This window comes from Glutamicibacter nicotianae, from assembly GCF_016907615.1.
Classification (GTDB): domain Bacteria; phylum Actinomycetota; class Actinomycetes; order Actinomycetales; family Micrococcaceae; genus Glutamicibacter; species Glutamicibacter nicotianae.
In genome coordinates this window covers 2,751,137-2,772,924 of record NZ_JAFBCH010000001.1, presented here as the reverse complement: position 1 = coordinate 2,772,924, position 21,788 = coordinate 2,751,137, and the positions used below count along the sequence as shown (strand labels likewise).

Genomic DNA, 21,788 nt, shown 5'->3' with positions numbered 1-21,788 from the left:
AGGGGGAGCAGACTCTTCACGGTCCGACTCGCGGTCGCGCGCGGAATTACCGCCACGAAGCCTTGGACCATCCAGTGACTCACCGGATTCATTTCACGATTTTGCACGGATTCATCCAACGCGTCCGTAGGCCAGGAGTTCATCTATGCCATCTGCCCAGCATCAACCGGCAGCCCCGGAAATCAGCGCCGAGGGCTACAAGAAATCCCTGAGCCGCCGCCACGTCCAGATGATCGCGATCGGCGGCGCCATCAGCGTGGGGCTGTTAATGGGCTCCGGCGGGCGGCTGGCCTCGACCGGGCCAGCGCTGGTGCTGTCCTATCTGGTGGCCGGCGCGCTGGCCTACCTGCTGATGCGGGCCCTGGGTGAATTGATCATGTACCGCCAGACCTCCGGCTCCTTCGTCTCCTACGCCGCTGAGCTCTTCGGCCCGAAGGGCGCCTTCGTCTGCGGATGGATGTACGTGCTGAATTGGATCATGACCGGCATCGCCGAATTGATCGCCATCGGCCTGTACTTCCAGTACTTCTTCCCGACTGTTCCGGTGACCGTGTCCGCATTCTGCGCGCTGCTGCTGCCGGTGGCCATCAACCTGTTCAGCGCCAAGGCATTCGCGGAGTTCGAGTTCTGGGCGGCCTGCATCAAGGTTGCCGCGATCCTGCTGTTCCTGGCCGTGGGCACCTACATGGTGGTGAACAACGCCCAGGTCGGAGAGCACACCGCATCGGTGGCCAACCTGTTTATCAGCGATGAGAACGGCGAGGGCGGCATGTTCCCGCGCGGCTTCTTCGTCAGCATCCTGGTCCTGAATTCGGTAATCTTCGCCTACAACGCCATTGAACTGGTGGGCATTGCCGCCGGCGAGATGGAGCACCCGGAAAAGGAAGTTCCTTCGGCAATCCGCGCCGTGGTCGTCCGCGTCCTGGTCTTCTATGTCGGCAGCGTGTCCCTGTTGGCCATGGTGCTGCCCTGGAACGAGTATGAATCCGGGGTCAGCCCATTTGTCATGGTCTTCGAGAAGATGGGCCTGGGCTGGGTGGGAAGCGTCATGAACCTGGTCGTGATTACCGCCGCGCTGTCCTCCTGCAATTCGGGCTTGTACTCCATCGGCCGCATCCTGCGAACCATGAGCGGCAAAGGGCATGCCCCGCAGTGGCTTTCCAAGATGAACAAGCAATTTGTCCCTTCAGCCGGCATCATCACCGTGGGCGTGGTCTATCTTGCCGGCGTCATCCTGAACATCTGGCTTGGCGATTCCTTCGCTTTCGACCTTGCCTTGAACACCGCATCCATTGGTGTGCTGTTCACCTGGGCCTCGATTTTCGGATGCCAGCTGATGCTGCGCAAGAGAAAGGGCGCGGTGTCCTCGCTGCCCATGCCGGGTTCGCCCATTACCGGCTGGATCGGCTTGATTTCCCTGCTGGTGATCACCGTCCTGATTTCCTTCGATACGCTGACCGGGGAGGACGGCGAGGTATTCCCGGTAGGGCTGTGCACGATCGCCGCGATTCCGCTGTTCGCGGTGCTGCTGTGGGTCGGCTGGCGGTTCGCCCGCAGGCACGCCCAGTCGAGCATCGACTTCTAGCCGCCGGGCTTTCGGCACCAAGCACCAAAGGGGGCGCATCTGCACTGCAGATGCGCCCCCTTTGGTGTTGCGCTGGCTCAGGACGTCCGGGTTTCGTCCTGTTGCACCGTGGCCAGGATGCCGGTGTCCAGGGCGTCGGGGATTTCCGTGCCGCGCAGCGAGGCGCCGGCGGTCTCCGGCATGAACTTGATGGCGATCGCGCCGATGACGCAGGCTGCCATCATGTAGATCGCAGGGAAGAGCAGGAAGCCGGTGGAATCGATTGCCGCTTCGTTGACCATCGCGGCGGTACCGCCGAAGATGGCGGTGGAGATGTTGTAGGTGATCGCGAAGCCCGCGAAGCGCACCTGCGAGGGGAACATCGCCGGGAAGGTCGCGGTGATGGTCGCCAGCTGCGGGATGTACAACAGGCCAAGCACGGCGAAGCCGACAATGGCCAAGGCGAAGGACTGGCCCATCAGCCAGAACATCGGCAGTGCCAGCACGAACAGTCCGATCACCGAGGCGTACCACATCGGACGGCGTCCCACCTTGTCGGAGAGCGAGCCGGCGAACGGGATGACCGCCATCATGGCAACCTCGCCGATCAGGATGGTGGCCAGCGATGCGCTGGAGCTCAGCCCCAGCTGGGTTTCCAGGTAGGTCGGCATGTAGCTGAGCAGCGTGTAGTTCACGACGTTCAGCGCGATGACCAGGCCGCTCATGGTCAGCATCGGGCGCCAGTACTGCATGACCAGTTCCTTGAGCGAACCGCCCTGCTGGGCCTCGCCGGCCTCTTCCATCTCTTGGAAGACCGGGGTGTCTTCCAGCTTGCTACGCAGGTACAGGCCGATCAGGCCCATGGGCAATGCGAGGAAGAACGGGATGCGCCAGCCATAGGCCATCATGGCCTCTTCGCCGAGCATCAGCTGGAGGGCCAGCATTACCGCGGTACCGAGGGCGAAGCCGCCCAAGGTGCCGAATTCCAGGAAGGAGCCGAAGAAGCCGCGCTTGCGGTCCGGCGCGTATTCGGCCATGAAGGTTGCCGCGCCGCCGTATTCGCCACCGGTGGAGAAGCCCTGGACCATGCGCAGCAGCACCAGCAGGATCGGGGCTGCGACGCCAATGGCTTCATAGGTGGGCAGGACGCCGATGAGGAAGGTGGCCAGCGACATCATGATGATCGTCAAGGCCAGGATCTTCTTGCGGCCCAGCTTGTCGCCCAGCGGGCCCCAGACCAGGCCGCCAATCGGGCGGACCAGGAAGGAGAGGGCGAAGGTGGCCAAGGCCATGAAAGTGCCGCCCTCGGTGGGGAAGAAGTGGGCGGTGATGTAGGTGACGGCTACGGCATAGACACCGTAGTCGAACCATTCGGTCATGTTGCCCATGGCCGAGGCGGCAGTGGCCTTGCGAACCTCTTGCCGGCCTTCCTGCGTGCTCATGTCCGGGCCAATGTCGTGGTCCAGGTCGGGAGTGAAATTATGAGAACTCGAATTGTCGTTTGGCTGGCTATGTTCCGGTTGCATTACTGCTCCGTCGTTTTCAGCTTTCCGTCGACCGATCGCCCAAAGGCCAGATGGAAATTCATCGCCTTGGCCGCGGTCCACGATCCGAGGGTTCCCCGGAGTCGGTTAAATACCAGAGGCTATTCGAATCATTTTGCAAAATCAAGCACTGACATGGAATTGGTTCCGAGGGTTCGCGGATAAAACGGTGGTTGGCCCGTGGGCTGGCCATGTGGAGCCGGCAACCTAAAAATGTTCAATTGTGTAAAAGCGGCCATCCGCGACTTTATTATTGAACGAATGGTCGGTAAGTTTAGGTGTTGAGGGTCACTAACCATTTCGGCATAAGGAGCATAAATGACCGAGGCATTTCTCGTAGGTGGAGCACGCACGCCGGTAGGACGCTACGGAGGGGCGCTCAGTGCTGTGCGCCCTGACGACCTGGCTGCGCTGACGATCCGCCGCGTCATCGACGACGCAGGCATCGACCCGGCAGACATCGATGAAGTCATCTACGGAAACGCCAACGGCGCCGGCGAGGAGAACCGCAACGTGGCCCGCATGGCCGCGCTGCTGGCAGGACTTCCCGTCACCGTTCCGGGTATCACGGTCAACCGCCTCTGCGCCTCCGGCATGAGTGCCATCACCATGGCCAGCCACATGATCAGGGCCGGTGCCGCCGACATCGTCGTCGCTGGCGGCACCGAATCCATGTCGCGGGCTCCCTGGGTCATGGAAAAGCCGGCCAAGGCTTTCGCCCAGCCGGGGGCAACCTTTGACACCTCCATCGGCTGGCGCTTCACCAATCCGCAATTCCTTTCCGGGGAGTATGCCCGCGATGGCAAGGCCACCTTCTCCATGCCGGAAACCGCCGAGGAAGTCGCCCGGGTCTACAGCATCTCGCGCGAGGACTGCGACCAGTTCTCCGTCGAATCCCACGCCAAGGCCATCGCCGCTATCGAGGCTGGGCGCTTCCGCGATGAAATCGTTCCGGTGACGGTCAAGGGCCGCAAGGGCGACACCATCGTGGATACGGATGAGGGGCCTCGGCCTGGCACCACCATGGATGTGCTTTCCGGACTGCGCCCAGTAGTCAAGGGCGGCAGCGTGGTCACCGCAGGCAACGCCTCGACGCTGAACGACGGCGCTTCGGCGATCCTCGTGGTTTCCGAACGCGCCATCAAGAAGTACGGCCTGACCCCGCGCGCACGTATCGTCGACGGGCAGGCCGCAGGCCTTGAGCCGGAGATCATGGGCATGGGCCCGGTCCCGGCGACCCGCAAGGTCCTCGAACGCGCCGGCGTGGGCATCGAGCAGATCGGTGCCATGGAAATCAACGAGGCCTTTGCCAGCCAGTCCCTGGCCAGCATGCGCGCGCTGGGCGTGGACGCCTCAATCGTCAACCGCGACGGCGGCGCCATTTCGCTGGGCCACCCGCTGGGTTCCAGCGGTTCGCGCATTGTCATCACCCTGCTGGGCCGCATGGAACGCGAACTGGCCTCCGAGCAGCGCAAGCTGGGTGTGGCCACCATGTGCGTGGGCGTCGGCCAGGGCGCCGCAATCTTGCTGGAAGGCGTCTAGGCATGAGCGATCTGAAGAGCGAATTCACCACCCTCAAGCTGTCGGAAACCGATGACCGGCTCTGGGTGCGCCTGCACCGGCCGGATGTGCGCAACGCCATCGACCAGGCCATGGTCGACGAGCTGCACGCCATCTGCGCCTACCTGGAGAAGAGCCCCAAGATCCTGATTATCGCCGGCACCCCCGCACAAGCGCCGAGCGAAGCCAACCCCAAGGGACGCAAGGGCATTTTCGCTTCGGGCGCGGATATTGCCCAGCTGCGCGAACGCCGTCGCGATGATGCGCTCGCCGGGATCAATTCGGGCATCTTCGACAGGATTGCCAAGCTGCCGATGCCGGTGATTGCAGCCCTCGACGGCTTCGCGCTGGGCGGCGGTGCCGAGCTGGCCTATGCCGCGGACTTCCGCATCGGCACCCCCGAGCTGCGCATGGGCAACCCTGAAACGAACCTGGGCATCATGGCCGCCGCCGGCGCCACCTGGCGGCTGAAGGAGCTGGTCGGCGAACCACTGGCCAAAGAAATCCTGCTGGCCGGCAAGGTGCTCACCGGCGAGCAGTGCCTGGCTGCCAACCTGGTCACCGAATTGCATCCGGCTACCGAGCTGGATGCGGCGGCCGACGCCTTGGCTGACCGCATCGGAGCCCAGGATCCGCTGGCGGTTCGCATCACCAAGTCGGTCTTCCATACTCCCCGCGAAGTCCACCCGGTCATCGACACCTTGGCCCAGGGCATGCTGTTCGAGTCCCAGGCAAAATTCGACCGCATGCAAGCATTCCTAGATCGAAAGAAGAAGTAAGCATGAGTGCACAGACCAGCTTCACCTCCGGCGCACTGCCGCAGCAGATGGGCGTGCTCGGCGGAGGGCGCATGGGCGCCGGCATCGCCCACGCGTTCCTGATCAGCGGCAGCTCGGTGACTGTTGTCGAACGCGACAGCGAGTCGGCGCAGGCCGCCTATGAGCGCGTGGCAGCATCAGTGGACAAGTCGATTGCCCGCGGCGGGGTGAGCGAAAGCCGCGAAGAGCTGCTGGCTCGTTTCTCCACCAGTACCGATTACGGGCAATTCGCCAGCGCGCAGCTGGTGATTGAAGCAGTCCCTGAAATCTGGGATCTGAAGGTCTCCTCGCTGCAAGCGGTGGAGCAGGCCTTGGGCAGCGATGCCGTGCTCGCATCCAACACCTCGTCGCTGTCGGTCAGCGGACTGGCCGAGGAATTGCAGCGTCCGCAGAACTTCCTGGGCCTGCACTTCTTCAACCCGGTCCCGGCTTCCACCCTGATCGAGGTCGTGATCGGCAAGCAGACCGACCAAGCGCTGGTGGGTGCATCGCGCGGTTGGGTTGAAGGCTTGGGCAAGACCGCGGTCGTCGTCAATGACGCTCCGGGCTTCGCATCATCCCGCTTGGGCGTGGCAATCGCCCTGGAAGCCATGCGCATGGTGGAAGAAGGCGTCGCCAGCGCCGAAGACATCGACAATGCGATGGTCCTAGGGTACAAGCACCCGACCGGACCGCTGAAGACTACCGACATTGTCGGGCTGGATGTGCGCCTGGGAATCGCAGAATACCTGCACGAGACGTTGGGGGAGCGCTTCGCCCCGCCGCAGATCCTCAAGGATATGGTCGCCGAGGGCAAGCTGGGGCGCAAGAGCAGCCAGGGCTTCTACAGCTGGTAGGAAACCCGCCATATAACCTTCAGCGACAATGGCCTCCGTCGGTCAGGAATGACTGGCGGAGGCCATTGTCCCTCTGGATCCTAGAAGAGATGTCCTAGCAGTGAAGCAAACAGCTCATCTAGATCATGTGACAGTCCCTTGGAATCAAACCACTCGCACAAATTGACGCAGTCGCGGTGCAAGAAGTCCATGCCTTGCGGATTGCCCGCCAGATCCACGCACTGCGGAACATCGATGACCACTAGACGCTCGCCGGAAACCAGGAGGTTGTAGGCGGACAGGTCGCCATGGGCAATGCCCAATCCAGCGAACTTCTCAAGGGCGTCTGTGAGTTGATCCCATAGTGCGGGAAGCCGTGGATCAAAGCGCGCAAGCTGTTGCAGGCGGGGTGCTGCCGCCAGCGAATTGTCCGGGTCGGCAATGAATTCCATGAGGATTTCGGTGCCGTCAATCTGTACCGGATACGGCACCGGAATGCCGGCTTCGTAACAGCGCAAGAGGTAGGTCCATTCCGCGTTGGCCCACTGCAAAGCGGCGATGTCCCGGCCGTAGGCGGACTTGTTGCTGATGGCTCGATTATCGCGCGAGCGCCGGGCAGACCTGCCATCGCTATAAGCTTGCGAACGGCTGAATTGCAGGTGGTCGCGGGAGCGATAACGTTTGGCGGCCAGTAAGCTTGAGCGCTCCTGCGTTGCTCGTTCCAACAGGAAGACGTCGCCTTCTTTGCCGGTTTTGAGGATGCCTAATTCGGTGTCTACGGCACCGGCGTCCTCAATCAGCCATAGCGGGTAGGGCTGTGGCCCGCGCATGCCTTTTTCGATAAACGGCCAGGTGGAGTAGCGCTGGCCAGCCGGTGACTCATCCGAGGATGATTCGATCCATACGGGCTTGTGCCTGCGGAATTTGAGTTTGGTATCTGCGTCAGCGAAGTTGGACGAGGTTACCTGTGAGCTGGTGGTTGGTTCTCCAGCAGGAAAATGCATGGGGATAAGTCCTTAGAAAAAGAGATCAATGACCGGGAACGGCGGTAAGCCATCATCGTTACCCCTCCTTCAATAGACTGATTGGCAGTTGCCAATGAGTAGAACTCTACAACAGGGAATCAATATGTTGCAATGGGTAAATGAGCCAGAGCCTGAACTATCAAATGCAAAGCGGAGATCTGGAATGGGAAGGATCCGTGAATGCGCGGCATATTTGCGGAGCCTTTTATCGAATGGGTCGCCACGAGTGGATTAGTGCCCGGGGCTGGCAGCAACTGCACGAGGGCGGAGTCAGCAAGGTCGTGGACCTGCGCAACCCCAACGAGATCCGCCGGCGGGAGCATGACCCCGCCGTACCCCAGGCAGCGTTCTCCGGCATTGAACTGGTGAACCTGCCGCTGGAGACGCCCGGCAATCCGAGGTTCGAATCGATTGCTGTGCCATATATGAATCACACCGCCATGTACAGGTTGGTGTGCGAAGAATTCGGCAACCAACTGCGTGCAGTCTTCGAGAATTTGGCGAACTCCCAAGGGGCAACCTTGATCCACTGTTCGGCAGGCCGCGACCGCTCTGGCTTGATTGCCACCATGCTACTGGATCTCGCAGGTTCCCGGGATCAGATTCTCATCCATGATGAGCTGGCGGTGCGGGGCATCAATGAATGGCATCGTGTCTCGCCGCGAAAGCATCCCTACGAGAGCTATCGGGGTGAAGAAGAGCTGCGGGAAATCATTCAAGAAAGAGCCACGGCCCTGTCGGAATTCTGTGCATGGCTTGGTTCGGCCCGCTCCTATCTGCTGTCCCAGGGCATGATCGAGGAGGGTCTCGATCACCTGAGTGGTCTCGCGCGGAATTCCTGAGTAGCGGGCGGGGTGGAGAATTCTCGCGAACAACAATTTGAGGTGTTCCCGGCCACTCTCTTGCTGATAAGGTTAAGGTTAATACTGACCGACCGTTCAGGAAGGAATTGCGTCAATGTCGACAAAACAGATCAGCGTGGTACCCAGCTTTATCGCCGGAGAATGGCGGACCCCGCAGTCCGAGGGCGGAACAGAAGTCCGCGACGCCAACACCGGAGAACTTCTAGCCACTGTCACCAATGACAAGCTGGATGTTGCAGCGGCGGTGGACTATGGCCGTGGCACCGGGCATCAGGAACTGGCCAAGCTCTCCTTGCATGAGCGCGCACTCAAGCTCAAGGAACTCGCGCTGTATCTGAATGAGCGACGCAAAGACCTTTACGAGATTTCCTTCAAGACCGGGGCCACCAAAATCGATTCCATGGTGGATATCGATGGCGGAATCGGTGTTCTGTTTACATTCTCATCCAAGGGCCGCCGTGAACTTCCCAATAGCAATGTCATTCTGGACGGGCCAACGGAACCGCTGAGCAAGGACGGCTCTTTTATCGGCACGCATATCTACACCGCAATGAGTGGTGTCGTGGTGCAGGTCAACGCGTTCAACTTCCCGGTATGGGGCATGCTCGAAAAGTTTGCCCCGGCGTTTATCGCTGGTGTTCCCACCATCGTCAAGCCAGCGACTCCAACGGGGTACCTCACCGAGGCAGCCGTGAGGATGATGCTGGAATCAGGCATCCTTCCCGAAGGGTCCCTGCAGCTTCTCTCGGGATCAGCCCGCGACCTGATGGACCACCTCGACTACCGTGACATGTTCGCCTTCACCGGCTCGGCCGCCACGGCCAGCAAGCTGAAGTCCCATCCAAATGTCATCGACGGGGGAGTGCGCTTCGCAGCAGAAACCGACTCCCTGAACGCGGCCATTCTCGGCCCTGATGCAGAGGAGGGAACAGCGGAATTCGAGGCCTTCGTCAAGGTCGTCGTCTCTGAGATGACCTCCAAGGCCGGCCAGAAGTGCACCGCGATCCGCCGCAATATCGTGCCTTCCCATCTGGTAGAACCGGTCATTGCCGCCATCGGCCAGCGAATCGAGCAGCGGGTTGTCATTGGCGACCCCCGCGTCGAGGGCGTGACCATGGGCGCCTTGGCTTCGCTGGAACAGCTGGCTGATGTCCGTGCTGCAGTGCAAGACATGATTGACGCTGGTGGCGAGCTTGCCTATGGCCGCCTGGATGCCCCAGCCGTACGCGTGGCACCAGAACGTGACGCCGTGGCCGAATCCGGTGCTTTCATGTCTCCGGTGGTTCTGCGATGGGCCGATTCCCGCAACCCGCTTGTGCACTCTCGCGAGGCCTTCGGACCGGTCAGCTCCGTCATCGGCTACGACAATCTTGACGAAGCCGTGCAGCTGGCCGCCATGGGTGCAGGCTCGCTGGTAGCCACCGTGTGCAGCAATGACGCCGACACCGTGCGTTCACTGGCCCTGGGAATCGCCGCCCACCATGGCCGCGTGCACATCCTGAACCGGGAAACCGCGCGATCAACGACCGGTCACGGTTCACCAGTGCCACACCTGGTCCATGGTGGCCCAGGGCGCGCCGGCGGCGGCGAGGAGCTGGGCGGAATCCGATCAGTGAAGCACCATATGCAGCGCACTGCCGTTCAGGGCTCGCCGAATATGCTCACTGCGCTCAGCGGCGTGTGGCATGCCGGCGCTGAACAGCGCCTGGCCGGATGCGAAAAGTTCGGCGGACAGGAGCAATACGCGCACCCGTTCCGCAAGTCGCTGGCCGAGCTGCAAGTAGGTGATGGCTTCGCCTCTGATCTGCGCGTAGTGAACCTTGAAGAGATCAGCGAATTCGCCAAGAAAACTGGCGACACCTTCTACGCCCACACCGATGCAAAGGCAGCCGAAGTGAACCCGTTCTTCCCGGGAATCGTCGCCCACGGGTACCTTCTCGTGTCGTGGGCTGCCGGCCTCTTCGTAGAGCCAGCGCCGGGGCCAGTGCTAGCCAACTACGGATTGGAATCCCTGCGCTTCATCACCCCGGTGGCTGCCGGAGATTCAATCCGCGTGACCCTGACGGCCAAGAAAATCACGCCGCGAGTCACCGATGAATATGGCGAGGTCGCATGGGATGCGATCTTGCACAACCAGAATGATGAGATTGTCGCGACCTACGATGTCTTGACCTTGGTGGAGAAAGAAAACCTCACCTACGCCAACTTCGAAGGCTAAAACGCAACTTCAGCAAGGGTGGATGCCGTCAACCACGGCATCCACCCTTTTGCGTGCTCGGAGCCAGGACAGCTTCGCCGGATATTTATGAAAGCGTTTCCAATTTTGGCAAGATTTGGCGTGGAGTGAAAAAATTTTAGGGCAATTTACGCGGACAGTTTCGAGGGTTTAACGTATTTACAGAAATTTACTTATTGGAGAGAGCTAAGAAAACGCTTACAGTTGTGTCGCAGGCCACGCGTTGATGGGGAATGTGTGGTTGAGCGATCCCGACGCTGTCGCGTCGAGCTATCGCAGCCCGATCATCACAATAAAGGAGTTTTTCTATGGGACTTTTGCCATCACGCGCCAAATCAACACAACGCCGGCACGGAGCCAGGACGGTGAAGCCGGTGGCAGCACTCGGCGTCTCGGTCGCCCTGCTCGCCGCACCGTTGTTCGCGGCACCCGCCCAAGCCGCCACCCCATCCAACGACGGCAAGGATGTCATCCTCAACCTGTTCCAATGGAACTGGAATTCGGTAGCCCAGGAATGCGAGTCCAGCATCGGTCCAGCAGGATATGGCTACGTCCAGGTCTCGCCTCCAGCTGAGCACCTGCGCGGCACTGCATGGTGGACCTCGTACCAGCCGGTGAGCTACAAGGTGGACTCGAAACTGGGCAACCGCGAGGAATTCTCCGCCATGGTCAAAAGCTGCAACGATGCAGGCGTGAAAGTGATCGCAGACGCCGTGGTCAATCACATGACCGGAGCCGGGCAGTCCGGTACTGGAACCGCAGGCTCGGCTTTCTCCGATGACAACTTCCCAGAGTATTCGGCCCAGGACTTCAACGATTGCCGCACCAACATCACCAACTATGCCGACCGCTGGCAAGTGCAGAACTGCCGCCTTGTGGGCTTGCAGGATCTGAAAACCTCCAGCAGCTACGTCCAGCAAAACATCGCCGACTATCTCGATGACCTCGTCTCGCTTGGGGTATCCGGATTCCGCATCGATGCCGCGAAGCACATGCCCGCAACGGACCTCGAAGGCATCAAATCCAAGATGAAGAACCCCGGCGTGTACTGGGTGCACGAGGTGATCGGGGCGTCGGGTGAACCGATCCAGGAAAGCGAATACCTCGGCAGTGGCGACTCGCACGAATTCGACTATGCGCGGCAGCTCAAGCATGATTTCGACGCGCAAATCGCCAACTTGCGCTTCATCGGCGACGGTAAGCTCACCAGTGACCGGGCCGGGGTTTTTGTCGCCAACCACGACACCGAACGCAACGGCGAATCCATGAACTACAAGTGGGGCGCCAAGTACCTGCTGGGCAATGTTTTCATGCTGTCCTGGCCCTACGGGTCACCCACCGTGTATTCCGGATACAAGTTCACCGACAAGGATGCAGGCGCTCCGGGCGCCAGCGACGCATCGGTACCCAATGCCAGCTGCGACTCCTCCGCCTGGACCTGCGAACAGCGGCAAGATGAAATCACCGGAATGGTGGGCTTCAACAACGCCGTCGGCGACGCGGCTGTCAGCAATTGGTGGGACGATGGCGGCAACCAGATCGCATACGGCCGCGGCAATAAGGGCTTCGTAGCCATCAACAACACCTCGGCGGCAACCACCCGCGAATACACCAGCTCGCTGGCCGCTGGCACCTATTGTGATGTGGTGGCCGGAGGCGATTGCTCGAAGACCATCACTGTGGGCGCCGACGGCAAGTTCACCGCGACACTGCCTGCCTATGGTGCCATGGCCCTGCACATCGGTGCAGTATCCGATGGCGGATCAGGAACGCCGGATCCGGTCGAGGACACCGCTGATGTCAGCGTCGCAGTCACCGCCCAAACCGTCTGGGGGCAGAACATCCGCATCGTCGGCAACCAGCCGGAACTAGGCAGCTGGGATCCGGCCAAGGCGCCACAGCTATCAGCTGCCAGCTACCCGAGCTGGAGCGGAACGGTGGACCTTCCGGCAGGAACGCAGTTCGAATACAAGTACGTCAAGTACGACCAGAGCGGCAATGCCAAGTGGGAATCAGGGGCCAACCGCATCGCGACCGTGAATGCGGACGGTTCCCTGAACCTGAACGACAGCTGGCGCAATTAGCCACAAAAAATGATCCCGCCCCAGTTCACACTGGGGCGGGATCATTCTAGGTTCAGCTACTTTTCGGTTTTGGCATTCAGGTTCTCCAAGGTTGCCTGCTTGGCTTTTTGCAAGGCCAGCTCTTCCTCGTCCAGCTCGACCTGCACCGGCTCGGCAGCCTGGGCAGGAAGGCCGCGCCACAGGAAGTAGCCGTACGCGGCGGCCAGGGCGATGAAGACGTAGAGGCCAAGCATGCCCAGCATTGGCGAAATCAAGAAGTACACCACCAGGTCCGCGATAGCTGCTACAGCCAGCAGCAGCCAGCCTTCGCGAACACCGCGCGCAATCATGACGAAGGAAGCGAAAATGGCGGCGTCAGCGAAGTACATCACCCAGACTTCCGGGGTGGCGGTCAAGAAGCCGGAGTTGAAGAGGAATGGGCCGAAGCGCAAGGCCACCAGCAGGATCAAGCCGACAACCATGCCCACGGCAGACCAGAGGGTGACCGGGGTCTTGGTCACTTCGCGAGTGAACTTGCCGTTGAGCTTGAACTGCGAAAAACGCCATAGGCCGAAAATCGGCAGGAGTAGCAGCGGGATCGCGTAGATCAGGCCCAGCAGGTCATACTGCAACGCGGAGATCATGGGGCCTCCGAAAACCGAGAGGATCAGCGTCCACCAACCCAAATCATTGCGGTGCCCAAGAAGGATTGCGGAGACGAAAACTAGCAGCATGCTAGCGGCTGACAGCAGGATCTGGACATAGGAACTACTGCTGTCTGCAGTAGCCATGAACAGGGTTTCTAAGAAGGAATCCACGGTGCTCTTCACTCGATCGATTGGCAACGACAGGTGCACAAGGCACCCCTTAGATGCTAACGGTGATTCCTGTGAGTCCGTAAATTCCCAAAGGTTGGATGCGCCACAGCGACCAAGTGTTAATTCCGCATCAACGCATTGAGGCTCCCTGCTCAAAAAGCAGAGAGCCTCAATAATGGCAAATGAATGCGGCTACTTCACCACGGTGTGCAGGCCATGGAAGAGCAGTGACACCGCTTGTTCTTCCAGCGCCGAAGCCTCCAGTGGGCCATCAACCCGGTACCAATCCACTACCGAGTTGATCATGCCGAACAATAGTCGGGCCGTGGCGCGGGGCTCCAGGTCATCGCGAAGCTTCCCGTCGCTTTGCGCGGACGTGACCAACTCAGCGAGCTGGCGGTCCATGGCGCGGCGCCGTTCCAGCGCTTGGCGCTCCAATTCGGTGTTGCCACGCAAGCGCAGCAGCAAGGTCACGTAGGGGCGCTTTTCGATCAGGATGCGGATGGTTGAGCGCAAGAAGAATTCCAAACGCTCGTCGGCACTGCCCTCGTGCGTGCGCACTTCGGTGATGACCGCTTCCAAGGGGAAGAGCGCTTCGTCCAAGGCGCGGCGCAGCAGGTCTTCCTTGGAAGGCACGTGATGGTAGATCGCGGACTTGCTGATCCCCAAGCGGTCGGCAAGCTTGCCCATGGAGGTCGCGTCGTAGCCGTATTCGTTGAATGCCTCGACGGCAATTCTCAGTACGGTTTCCTGGTCGTACCCGGGGCGCCCGCGTTTCACCGGGCGGCTGGCAGTGTCGGTTGTGTCCATGATGAGTCGATTATTCCATGTCCCTGCGCATATTACTGATTACGCAGATCATAGATTCGCTTGAGCTTGCCCATTGATCGCTCCAGCGACTCGGGCTCAACGACATCGATGGCGCAGGACGAGCCGATGTGGATCTTGATGAGCTTGGCCAGTTCCTTCCCTGCGTGTTCAGCCTGCTCGGCCGTCGCATCCATGCGGCGTTCGACTTTCACTGCCAGTTGATCCATGCGGTCGGGGCGCGAAAGGATGAGCTGGAAGTGAGGAGAGAGGCCTGGAACCTTGAGAATCAGCTCTTCGATCTGGCTGGGGAAGAGATTGACTCCGCGCAGAATGATCATGTCATCGCTGCGCCCGGTGATGCGGCCCATCCGGCGGTGTCCCGGGCGGACGCTGCCAGGCATCAGGCGTGTCAGGTCATGGGTCCGGTAGCGGATGATTGGCAGGGCTTGCTTGGTCAGCGAGGTGAAGACCAGCTCGCCATGTTCTCCATCGCCCAGGACCTTGCTCGAATCGAAGGCGTCGATGATTTCGGGACGGAAATGGTCTTCCCAGATGTGGCTTCCATCTTTGCGTTCATTGGATTCGCCGGCTACACCTGGGCCCAGGACCTCTGAGAGTCCGTAGATATCGCAAGCATCGATATTGAACATCTCTTCGAGTTCATGGCGCATTTCTTCGGTCCATGGTTCGGCGCCGAGAACAGCGACCTTCAGCGACGTGCTGCGCGGATCGAGGCCCTTGCGCTGCATGGCATCGCCGATGGTCAGCAGGTAGGTCGGGGTGCACAGGATCGCATCGGGGGCGAAGTCCTGGATCAGTGAAATCTGCTTATCGGTTTGCCCTCCGGACATGGGGATGACCGTTGCACCAAGATGTTCCGCAGCAGCGTGGGCTCCCAACCCGCCGGTGAACAGCCCATAGCCGTAGGCGTTGTGGACCTTCCAGCCCGGCTTGACTCCGGCCATGCGCAGGCATCGGGCACCGAGCTTGGCCCAGTCTTCCAGGTCCTTCTTGGTGTAGCCAACCACGGTGGGCTGTCCAGTGGTGCCCGAGGAAGCATGGATGCGGGCGACTTCATGCTGCGGAACGGCAAACATGCCGAAGGGATAGTTCTTGCGCAGATCTTCTTTGTCCGTGAACGGGAACAGCGCAAGGTCACCCAGTTCCTTGAGATCCTCGGGGTGGACTCCTGCCGCATCGTATTTTTCTCTGTAATGCGGGACGTTGGTGTAGGCGTGGTGAAGGGTTTCCTTCAGCCGTTCAAGCTGGATGGCTTCAATTTCATCGCGACTCATGGTCTCTTCTGGATCCAGGGGATTGGGGAGAGCGTCGCGGTTGGAAGTCTGAGACATGCTGGAACTTTCGTGTCGAGTGAACTGAAGGGTGGCCTTAGCGCGGCTTGGGCACGGTGCGGGAACGTCCGCGGAATTCGGCTAGGACTTCGGTACTGCCGTCGCTGGATTCCTGGGTCACCGTGATGTCATAGATCCCGCTGCGTCCTTGCTGCGAGACCCGTTGGCCGGTGGCGGTGAGTGTTCTTCCGGGAATGGCTGGCCGAAGGAAATTGATATCTGCTCCGGAGGCGACGGTGATGCTCTCATCGGAGCCTTCTACGGGGTTGCAGCTCAAGGCAAAGGCGGTGTCTGCCAGAGCGAAGATCATTCCGCCGTGGCCGATTCCAAAACCGTTGAGCATTTCAGGGCGCAGTTCCATGGTGATGACCGCATGCCCTTCGCGAACTTCGACGACGTTGATGCCCATCCATTGAGTCGCGTAGTCATTGCGGAGAATGGCGTGGGGTGCTGGTTCTTCTACCTGGGTATTGGTCATCATTGTCCTTCGCCGATTTATTTACCGAACGATCATTAGGTAATAACAAAATGTGAGCTAAGTCAAGTTATATAGCGGTAAACAATGATCTGTTGCGAAGCGGAAAGCTGGAAGCTACGAGGCGAAGAGCTTGTGATGCAAGGCCAAGATGAACGGCTCCTTGATCCGGTTGTAATCCATGACCAACCCATCTTCGCCCTGCTCGGCCAGCAACTGGGCCGCGGCCTGTCGCTTGACCTGCGCGTAAGCCTGCCGGTCAGCGGCATCGCCCTTGAGGTGTTCGCGGAAAATGACCATGCGCAGATACTCCGGGCTGCCGGCAGAGAACACGTGGATATTGGCATCGATGCTGCTGCCAGCTGGCGGCTTGAACATGCGGTGCGCGTACCAGCCGGGCTCGCGATGCCAGAACACCAGGCCAGCACCCTCCAGCGCCGGAACATAGCTGGGCTCGACATTGGCGTCGGGGACCAGCAAAGAAATATCGATAATCGGTTTTGCCGGGAGCCCCGGAACCGACGTGGACCCAGTATGCTCAATGGCCAGAGCCTGCGGGCCCAAGGCACCAGCGATTAGGCGCGCGAAGTCCTCGAAATCCTGCGGCCAGCTCGGCGAGGGCTCAACAATGCGAATATTGCCCCGGGTCAGCTGGCCATTGACCGCCTCGTACTCCGGGTCTTCCGTCGGCTGGTTGTTCAGCAGAGGAAGATATGGAAGGGTGCACAAGTACCGCGCGACGCCGGGCCACCTGGGGTCCTCGGCGGAATTGGAAACCACGCCGCCCAATGCCCGGTAGAAGTCGATGGCATCATCATCTGTTGTGGCCCAGACGTTCTTGCGGTGCATCGAGCGCAGTTCCTCAACCAGGGCCCGGCCCAACCCGCGTTGCTGGAATTCGGGCAGCACCGCAAGATATTCCAAGCACAGCGAGTACTGATCGCTGTGCCGATAGGCTGCCAGCGCTGCGATGGTCCCGTCCTCGGCGATATGTGTCAGGACCTGCAGGTCCTGGCACTCATCAAGCAGGTCTTCCAGGCCTTGTTCGCCTGCGGGATCGGCGGCCAGCACCAATAACCGGCGTACCGACGAATCGTCACGATGGTCTTTGATCTTGATGTGGCGCATGGCCGCCGTTCCTCCGGTTGTCAGATTTCTTCAGTGCATCCCAGCGCATCCAAGGCGAAGGAATAGTCCCACGCACGGGACTTCCAGGACTCGTAGCGCCCCGACGCGCCGCCGTGCCCGCCATCCATCTCGGTCTTCAGCACAATCGGTTCCTGCCCAGTGCCGATTTCACGCAGCTTGGCCACCCATTTGGCTGGCTCTACGTACAGTACACGGGTGTCGTTCAGCGAGGTGACCGCAGCGATCTTCGGGTAGTCCTGTGCAGTGACATTTTCGTAAGGGGTGTAGGACTTCATGTAGTGGTAGACCTCCTTGCTCTCGATCGGGTTGCCCCATTCTTCCCATTCCAAGGCCGACAGCGGCAGCTCGGGATCAAGGATGGAGGTCAGCGCATCGACGAAAGGCACCTGGGCGATGATCGCCGTATACAGCTGCGGGGCCATATTCGCGATGGCACCCATCAGCAGTCCGCCGGCCGAACCGCCTAGCGCGGCGATGCGCTGCGGATCGGCCCAACCGGAATCGATCAGGTACCGGGTGGAATCGATGAAGTCTGTGAAGGTGTTCTTCTTGTGCAGCTTCTTGCCCTGCAGGTACCAGTTGCGGCCGAGCTCCCCGCCGCCGCGCACATGGGCGATGACAAAGACCACGCCGCGATCCAGCACGCTCAAGCGGGGAATGCCGAAACCAGGATCCATCGAAGCCTCATAGGAACCGTAGCCGTAGATCAGCACCGGCTGGGGAACCGAGGTGTCCAGGTCGGCCCGGCGCATGATGGTCAAGGGAATCCTGGTGCCATCGGTGGCGGTGGCCCACTCGCGCGTGGACAGGTACTTGGCCGGGTCGAAGTTGTTCACCGGAGTCTGCTTGCGCAGCACCAGCGACTGGTCTTCCAGCCACAGGTCGTAGACGCGTGCGGGGGTGAAGTCAGCGGTATAGCCGATGCGGATCAACGGCGCCTCCAATTCGGCGAAGGTCGCCGAGGCGGTGAACAGCTCATCCTCGAAGTCCGGTTCAATGGCCGCCTGCTGGGCTGAGGTGCCCAGGCCGTCCAAGGCCAGCAGCTGTACGCGCTCGCAGGTGTCGCGGCGAACCGAGAGCACCACGTGCGAACCGGTTACTGCCGTGCCTTCGATCTTGACCGTGTCCTCATGGGCCACCACGGTGCGCCACTTGGCGGGGTCGGTGTTCTCGCCCAGCTGGTCCACGGACGCCAACGACACCATATTGTTCGGTGCTTCATGGTCGTGGGTGATCAATGCCTGGCCAGCGCCCGGCATCAAATCGATTCCGTGCAGCAGGCGCAAGCTGCGCGGCACCAGCAGGACCACTGCCGCCGAAGGATCGAGCAGATCCAGCATGCTGGTTTCGGCGAATTCGGAGTTGCCGCTGGAGATCATCAGAGTCTTGCGGTCCGGGCTCAGATCGAAGCCGAGCCACATGCCTGGATCATTCTCCTCGAAAATGATCTTGTCGTCCGCTGGGAGGGTGCCCAGCCGGTGGGCGCGGATCTGGTGCGGACGCCAGGTTTCGTCAACTACCGTGTAGAAGATCGTTGAAGAATCGGGGGAGAAGGCCAGCCCGTAGAACACCCCTTCAATGGTGTCGCTCAGCAGCTTGCCGGTTTCCAGGTCCTTGATGAACAGGGTGAATCGTTCATCGCCGGCATTGTCGACGCAGTAGGCGAGCAGGTTGCCGTCCTCATTCAGGGCCATGCCGCCGAGCGAGAAGAACGGCTGCCCCTCGGCCAATGCGTTGCCGTCGAGCAGCACCTCTTCGGCAGGCAGCGCGGTTTCCGGGTCGATGACCGGGGGAGTCCAGTCGGCCACCAGGTCCCCGGTGTCCGAGGCTTTGACACGGCACTGGATCGTGTAGGGCTTGCCTTCGGCCGAACGGGTGAAGTACCACCAGCCGCGACGACGCACCGGAACCGACAGGTCGGTTTCAACGGTGCGGCCCTTGATCTCGCTGAACAAGGCATCGCGCAACGGCTGCTGGCCAGCGGTAATGATGTCGGTGTACTCGTTCTCCGCGGTCAGGTGGGCGATGACCTCCGGGTTGGATTTCTCGCGCAGCCATTCGTAGTTGTCGATGAAGTCGTCGCCGTGGAAGCTGCGGGTGGTGGGCAGCTTCGCGGCACGAGGAGCATTTGCGGTCAATGATTCAGGAGTCATACCACTATTCAATCCCACCGCCGATGCTTGCGGGGGTAGCTATGCTCAGCGCGGACAGAACCGCGGTTTCAAACCGGTAACGATGCAAATGCAGGCGAGTCGTGGGGTACCGGCTAGGCTTTATTCGTCCTAGGCTTGCAGGCAGAACGTATCATCTGCACCTTGGGCCATTCGCCCTTCAGCACGAGAAAGCGATTCATCAGTGGATAAGAAAAGAACAGCTGCCCCGGCCGGGCGCCTGGCCAGGTGGATAGCCGCGGCTGCCATCGGTTTGATGGCATTGGTCGTGGGCGCACCATCGGCCATGGCCCAAGGCAGCGAAAGCGTCGAGGGCCAAACCTATGTCATCGGCACGGATACGACGTTCGCGCCGTTCGAGTTCCGCCAGAACGGCGAGCTGACCGGTATCGACATGGATCTGCTGCGCACCATTGCGGAAGACCAGGGATTTGAAGTCGAAATCAGGTCCTTGGGCTTCAACGCCGCCTTGGCAGCCCTCTCCTCCAACCAGGTGGACGGCGTGATCGCCGGCATGTCGATTACCGACGAGCGCAAGGAGATCTACGACTTCTCCGAGCCCTACTTCGAGTCCGGCGTGCAGATGGCTGTCGCAGCGAACAATGACGAGATCACCAGCTACGAGGACTTGAAAGGCAAGACCGTTGTCGCCAAGACCGGTGCCGAGGGCGAGACCTACGCCAAGTCCATCGCCAAGGAATACGGCTTCGAGGTCAAGTCCCTGGACCAGTCAGCCACCATGTACGAATCGGTCAAGGCCGGCTCCGCCGTTGCCGTTTTCGATGACTACCCGGTGCTGGCCTACGGCATCGCCCAGGGCAATGGCCTGAAGACCGTCACCGACAAGGTTCCTGGCGGTTCCTACGGCTTCGCCGTGAACAAGGGCGAGAACACCGCGCTGCTGGCGGCCTTCAATGACGGGCTGGCCGAGCTGAAGGCCAGCGGAGAGTACCAGCAGATCCTGGACTCCTACCTTGCCGATCCGACCGCGGCGCAACCGAGCAACTTCTTCGATCTGCTGGTCAAGTCCATGCCGGCGTTGATGACCGGTTTGTGGCACACCCTGCTGGTGACAGCGATTTCCTTCGCCATCGCCATGGCGTTGGGCCTGGTCTTCGGATTCATGAAGATCTCCGGGAACATCGTGCTTCGCGGCATCGCCACGACCTTCGTGAACATCTTCCGCGGCACCCCGCTGCTGCTCTGGGCATTCATGTTCTACTTCGGTCTTCCGCAGCTGACCGGCTGGGAGATCAGCGTCTGGACCGCTGGTGTGCTGACGCTGTCGTTGAACGCCGGCGCCTATGTCGCCGAAATTGTTCGCGGTGGTATCCAGTCGGTGGATCCGGGCCAGCTCGAAGCGTCCCGTTCGCTGGGCTTGGGCTACGGAAAGTCGATGCAGAAGGTCGTGATCCCGCAGGCCTTCAAGATGATGACCCCGTCGCTGATCAACCAGCTGATCATCAGCCTGAAGGACTCCTCGCTGCTGCTGGCTATCGGCTTCACCGAGCTGCTCTACCAGGGCCAGCAGATCTACGCGGCGAACTTCCGTGTCACTGAAACCCTGCTGATCGTGGGCATCATCTACTTCATCGCCATCATGGCGCTGACCAAGTTGGCAAATTATGCCGATCGGAGGTTCAACAAGTGAGCACCTCAACCGTGCAAAGCGACAACGTGAAGATCCAGGTCAAAGACCTGCACAAGTCCTTCGGATCCAACAATGTGCTCAAGGGCATCGACATGGACGTGCGCGAAGGCGAAGTGGTGTGCGTGATCGGACCGTCCGGGTCCGGCAAGTCCACCTTGCTGCGTTGCCTGAACAAGCTCGAGGACATTACCTCAGGCAAGGTGGTTGTCGACGGCTTCGATGTCACCGATCCGAAGGTGGACATCAACGAGGTGCGCCGCCATGTGGGCATGGTGTTCCAGCACTTCAACCTGTTCCCACATATGAGCGTTGCAGAGAACATCATGCTGGCTCCGGTCGAGCTCAAGAAGATGGGCAAGGCCGAAGCCCGGGAGCGTGCCCTGGAGCTCTTGGAACGCGTGGGCCTGCGCGAGAAGGCCAACGCCCGTCCGGCCTCGCTCTCCGGCGGCCAGAAGCAGCGTGTGGCAATCGCCCGCGCGCTGGCCATGGCTCCGGGCATCATGCTCTTTGACGAGGCGACCAGCGCTCTGGATCCCGAGATGGTCGGCGAAGTGCTGCAGGTCATCAAGGAGCTCGCCGATAGCGGAATGACCATGGTCCTGGTGACGCACGAGATGGGCTTCGCACGTGAAGTAGCCGACCGGGTGGTCTTCATGGCTGACGGAGTTGTCTGCGAGCAGGGCAAGCCTGAACAGCTGTTCGGCAATCCGCAGCAGGCGCGCACTCAGGACTTCTTGTCCAAGGTCCTCTAGGCAGCAGCCGCACAGCCAGCCGGAAACCGTGCTGTCCGCAACTAGTTGAATCTGGTTGCGGGCAGCACGGTTTTTCGTGACTAAGCTCTTCCGTGGCAAATTCCCTCATATTATTAAAGTTT

General features: G+C 60.5%; 17 protein-coding genes. 9 read left to right on the top strand and 8 right to left on the bottom strand.

Annotated elements, in window-relative coordinates; genetic code table 11:
• Positions 1–145 precede the first annotated feature (145 nt).
• Positions 146–1,585: an amino acid permease gene (locus JOE62_RS13230; RefSeq protein WP_204722699.1), complete on the top strand. Its 1,440-nt coding sequence runs from the start codon at positions 146–148 to the stop codon at positions 1,583–1,585.
• Positions 1,586–1,662: 77 nt separating this feature from the next.
• Here JOE62_RS13230 and JOE62_RS13225 read toward each other — a convergent pair whose 3' ends face one another.
• A complete protein-coding gene (locus JOE62_RS13225) occupies positions 1,663–3,090 on the bottom strand; it encodes an MFS transporter (protein WP_204722698.1) in 1,428 nt (475 codons plus the stop codon).
• Positions 3,091–3,426: 336 nt separating this feature from the next.
• On the opposite strand from JOE62_RS13225, the gene JOE62_RS13220 reads away from it, so the two are divergent.
• The 3 genes from JOE62_RS13220 to JOE62_RS13210 are packed head-to-tail and all read left to right on the top strand — an operon-like array spanning position 3,427 to position 6,322.
• Positions 3,427–4,650 carry a thiolase family protein gene (locus JOE62_RS13220; protein WP_204722697.1) on the top strand — a complete coding sequence of 408 codons (1,224 nt, stop codon included), beginning with the start codon at positions 3,427–3,429 and terminating at the stop codon, positions 4,648–4,650.
• Between the two features lie 2 nt (positions 4,651–4,652).
• Positions 4,653–5,447 (top strand): enoyl-CoA hydratase/isomerase family protein, encoded by a 795-nt coding sequence (locus JOE62_RS13215; RefSeq protein ID WP_204722696.1) that lies wholly within the window; start codon positions 4,653–4,655, stop codon positions 5,445–5,447.
• Positions 5,448–5,449: 2 nt separating this feature from the next.
• Positions 5,450–6,322 (top strand): 3-hydroxyacyl-CoA dehydrogenase family protein, encoded by an 873-nt coding sequence (locus tag JOE62_RS13210; protein WP_204722695.1) that lies wholly within the window; start codon positions 5,450–5,452, stop codon positions 6,320–6,322.
• Positions 6,323–6,402: 80 nt separating this feature from the next.
• Here the strand turns inward: JOE62_RS13210 and JOE62_RS13205 are convergent, their stop codons facing one another.
• Positions 6,403–7,305: a serine protein kinase RIO gene (locus tag JOE62_RS13205; RefSeq protein WP_204722694.1), complete on the bottom strand. Its 903-nt coding sequence runs from the start codon at positions 7,303–7,305 to the stop codon at positions 6,403–6,405.
• Between the two features lie 140 nt (positions 7,306–7,445).
• Here JOE62_RS13205 and JOE62_RS13200 point away from each other — a divergent pair, with 140 nt between their 5' ends.
• The 3 genes from JOE62_RS13200 to JOE62_RS13190 all read left to right on the top strand — a co-directional run bounded on the left by JOE62_RS13200 (position 7,446) and on the right by JOE62_RS13190 (position 12,509).
• On the top strand, positions 7,446–8,168 hold the full coding sequence (locus JOE62_RS13200; RefSeq protein WP_204722693.1) for a tyrosine-protein phosphatase: 723 nt from the start codon (positions 7,446–7,448) through the stop codon (positions 8,166–8,168).
• 115 nt (positions 8,169–8,283) lie between these two features.
• On the top strand, positions 8,284–10,407 hold the full coding sequence (gene paaZ / locus JOE62_RS13195; protein ID WP_204722692.1) for a phenylacetic acid degradation bifunctional protein PaaZ: 2,124 nt from the start codon (positions 8,284–8,286) through the stop codon (positions 10,405–10,407).
• 326 nt (positions 10,408–10,733) lie between these two features.
• Positions 10,734–12,509 carry a carbohydrate-binding module family 20 domain-containing protein gene (locus JOE62_RS13190; RefSeq protein WP_239543372.1) on the top strand — a complete coding sequence of 592 codons (1,776 nt, stop codon included), beginning with the start codon at positions 10,734–10,736 and terminating at the stop codon, positions 12,507–12,509.
• Between the two features lie 56 nt (positions 12,510–12,565).
• Here JOE62_RS13190 and JOE62_RS13185 read toward each other — a convergent pair whose 3' ends face one another.
• The 6 genes from JOE62_RS13185 to JOE62_RS13160 form a co-directional block, all read right to left on the bottom strand.
• The gene (locus JOE62_RS13185; RefSeq protein WP_204722691.1) at positions 12,566–13,279 is read right to left on the bottom strand and encodes a nicotinamide mononucleotide transporter; all 714 of its coding nucleotides are present in this window, start codon (positions 13,277–13,279) and stop codon (positions 12,566–12,568) included.
• A gap of 219 nt (positions 13,280–13,498) precedes the next feature.
• A complete protein-coding gene (locus JOE62_RS13180) occupies positions 13,499–14,116 on the bottom strand; it encodes a TetR/AcrR family transcriptional regulator (RefSeq protein WP_204722690.1) in 618 nt (205 codons plus the stop codon).
• A 32-nt stretch (positions 14,117–14,148) separates the two neighbouring features.
• Entirely contained in the window at positions 14,149–15,468 is a 1,320-nt protein-coding gene (locus JOE62_RS13175; RefSeq protein ID WP_204722689.1) for a phenylacetate--CoA ligase family protein, read from the bottom strand.
• A 37-nt stretch (positions 15,469–15,505) separates the two neighbouring features.
• On the bottom strand, positions 15,506–15,946 hold the full coding sequence (locus tag JOE62_RS13170; RefSeq protein ID WP_204722688.1) for a hotdog fold thioesterase: 441 nt from the start codon (positions 15,944–15,946) through the stop codon (positions 15,506–15,508).
• A gap of 114 nt (positions 15,947–16,060) precedes the next feature.
• Positions 16,061–17,071: a GNAT family N-acetyltransferase gene (locus tag JOE62_RS13165; protein WP_204722687.1), complete on the bottom strand. Its 1,011-nt coding sequence runs from the start codon at positions 17,069–17,071 to the stop codon at positions 16,061–16,063.
• Positions 17,072–17,091: 20 nt separating this feature from the next.
• Positions 17,092–19,245: a S9 family peptidase gene (locus tag JOE62_RS13160; protein ID WP_204722686.1), complete on the bottom strand. Its 2,154-nt coding sequence runs from the start codon at positions 19,243–19,245 to the stop codon at positions 17,092–17,094.
• A gap of 274 nt (positions 19,246–19,519) precedes the next feature.
• Here JOE62_RS13160 and JOE62_RS13155 point away from each other — a divergent pair, with 274 nt between their 5' ends.
• Positions 19,520–20,914, top strand: coding sequence for an amino acid ABC transporter substrate-binding protein/permease (locus tag JOE62_RS13155; RefSeq protein WP_204723302.1), 1,395 nt, complete (start codon positions 19,520–19,522; stop codon positions 20,912–20,914).
• Entirely contained in the window at positions 20,911–21,666 is a 756-nt protein-coding gene (locus JOE62_RS13150) for an amino acid ABC transporter ATP-binding protein (RefSeq protein WP_338085792.1), read from the top strand. The genes JOE62_RS13155 and JOE62_RS13150 overlap by 4 nt, the downstream gene beginning before the upstream one ends.
• Positions 21,667–21,788 lie beyond the last annotated feature (122 nt).

Coding starts and splice junctions, on each gene's coding strand:
- JOE62_RS13190 (WP_239543372.1), top strand. CDS start 10,734: ATGGGACTTTTGCCATCACGCGCCAAATCAACACAACGCCGGCACGGA.
- JOE62_RS13180 (WP_204722690.1), bottom strand. CDS start 14,116: ATGGACACAACCGACACTGCCAGCCGCCCGGTGAAACGCGGGCGCCCC.
- JOE62_RS13200 (WP_204722693.1), top strand. CDS start 7,446: ATGAGCCAGAGCCTGAACTATCAAATGCAAAGCGGAGATCTGGAATGG.
- JOE62_RS13155 (WP_204723302.1), top strand. CDS start 19,520: ATGGCATTGGTCGTGGGCGCACCATCGGCCATGGCCCAAGGCAGCGAA.
- JOE62_RS13215 (WP_204722696.1), top strand. CDS start 4,653: ATGAGCGATCTGAAGAGCGAATTCACCACCCTCAAGCTGTCGGAAACC.
- JOE62_RS13225 (WP_204722698.1), bottom strand. CDS start 3,090: ATGCAACCGGAACATAGCCAGCCAAACGACAATTCGAGTTCTCATAAT.
- JOE62_RS13210 (WP_204722695.1), top strand. CDS start 5,450: ATGAGTGCACAGACCAGCTTCACCTCCGGCGCACTGCCGCAGCAGATG.
- JOE62_RS13230 (WP_204722699.1), top strand. CDS start 146: ATGCCATCTGCCCAGCATCAACCGGCAGCCCCGGAAATCAGCGCCGAG.
- JOE62_RS13175 (WP_204722689.1), bottom strand. CDS start 15,468: ATGTCTCAGACTTCCAACCGCGACGCTCTCCCCAATCCCCTGGATCCA.
- paaZ (WP_204722692.1), top strand. CDS start 8,284: ATGTCGACAAAACAGATCAGCGTGGTACCCAGCTTTATCGCCGGAGAA.
- JOE62_RS13170 (WP_204722688.1), bottom strand. CDS start 15,946: ATGACCAATACCCAGGTAGAAGAACCAGCACCCCACGCCATTCTCCGC.
- JOE62_RS13205 (WP_204722694.1), bottom strand. CDS start 7,305: ATGCATTTTCCTGCTGGAGAACCAACCACCAGCTCACAGGTAACCTCG.
- JOE62_RS13185 (WP_204722691.1), bottom strand. CDS start 13,279: ATGGCTACTGCAGACAGCAGTAGTTCCTATGTCCAGATCCTGCTGTCA.
- JOE62_RS13165 (WP_204722687.1), bottom strand. CDS start 17,071: ATGCGCCACATCAAGATCAAAGACCATCGTGACGATTCGTCGGTACGC.
- JOE62_RS13160 (WP_204722686.1), bottom strand. CDS start 19,245: ATGACTCCTGAATCATTGACCGCAAATGCTCCTCGTGCCGCGAAGCTG.
- JOE62_RS13220 (WP_204722697.1), top strand. CDS start 3,427: ATGACCGAGGCATTTCTCGTAGGTGGAGCACGCACGCCGGTAGGACGC.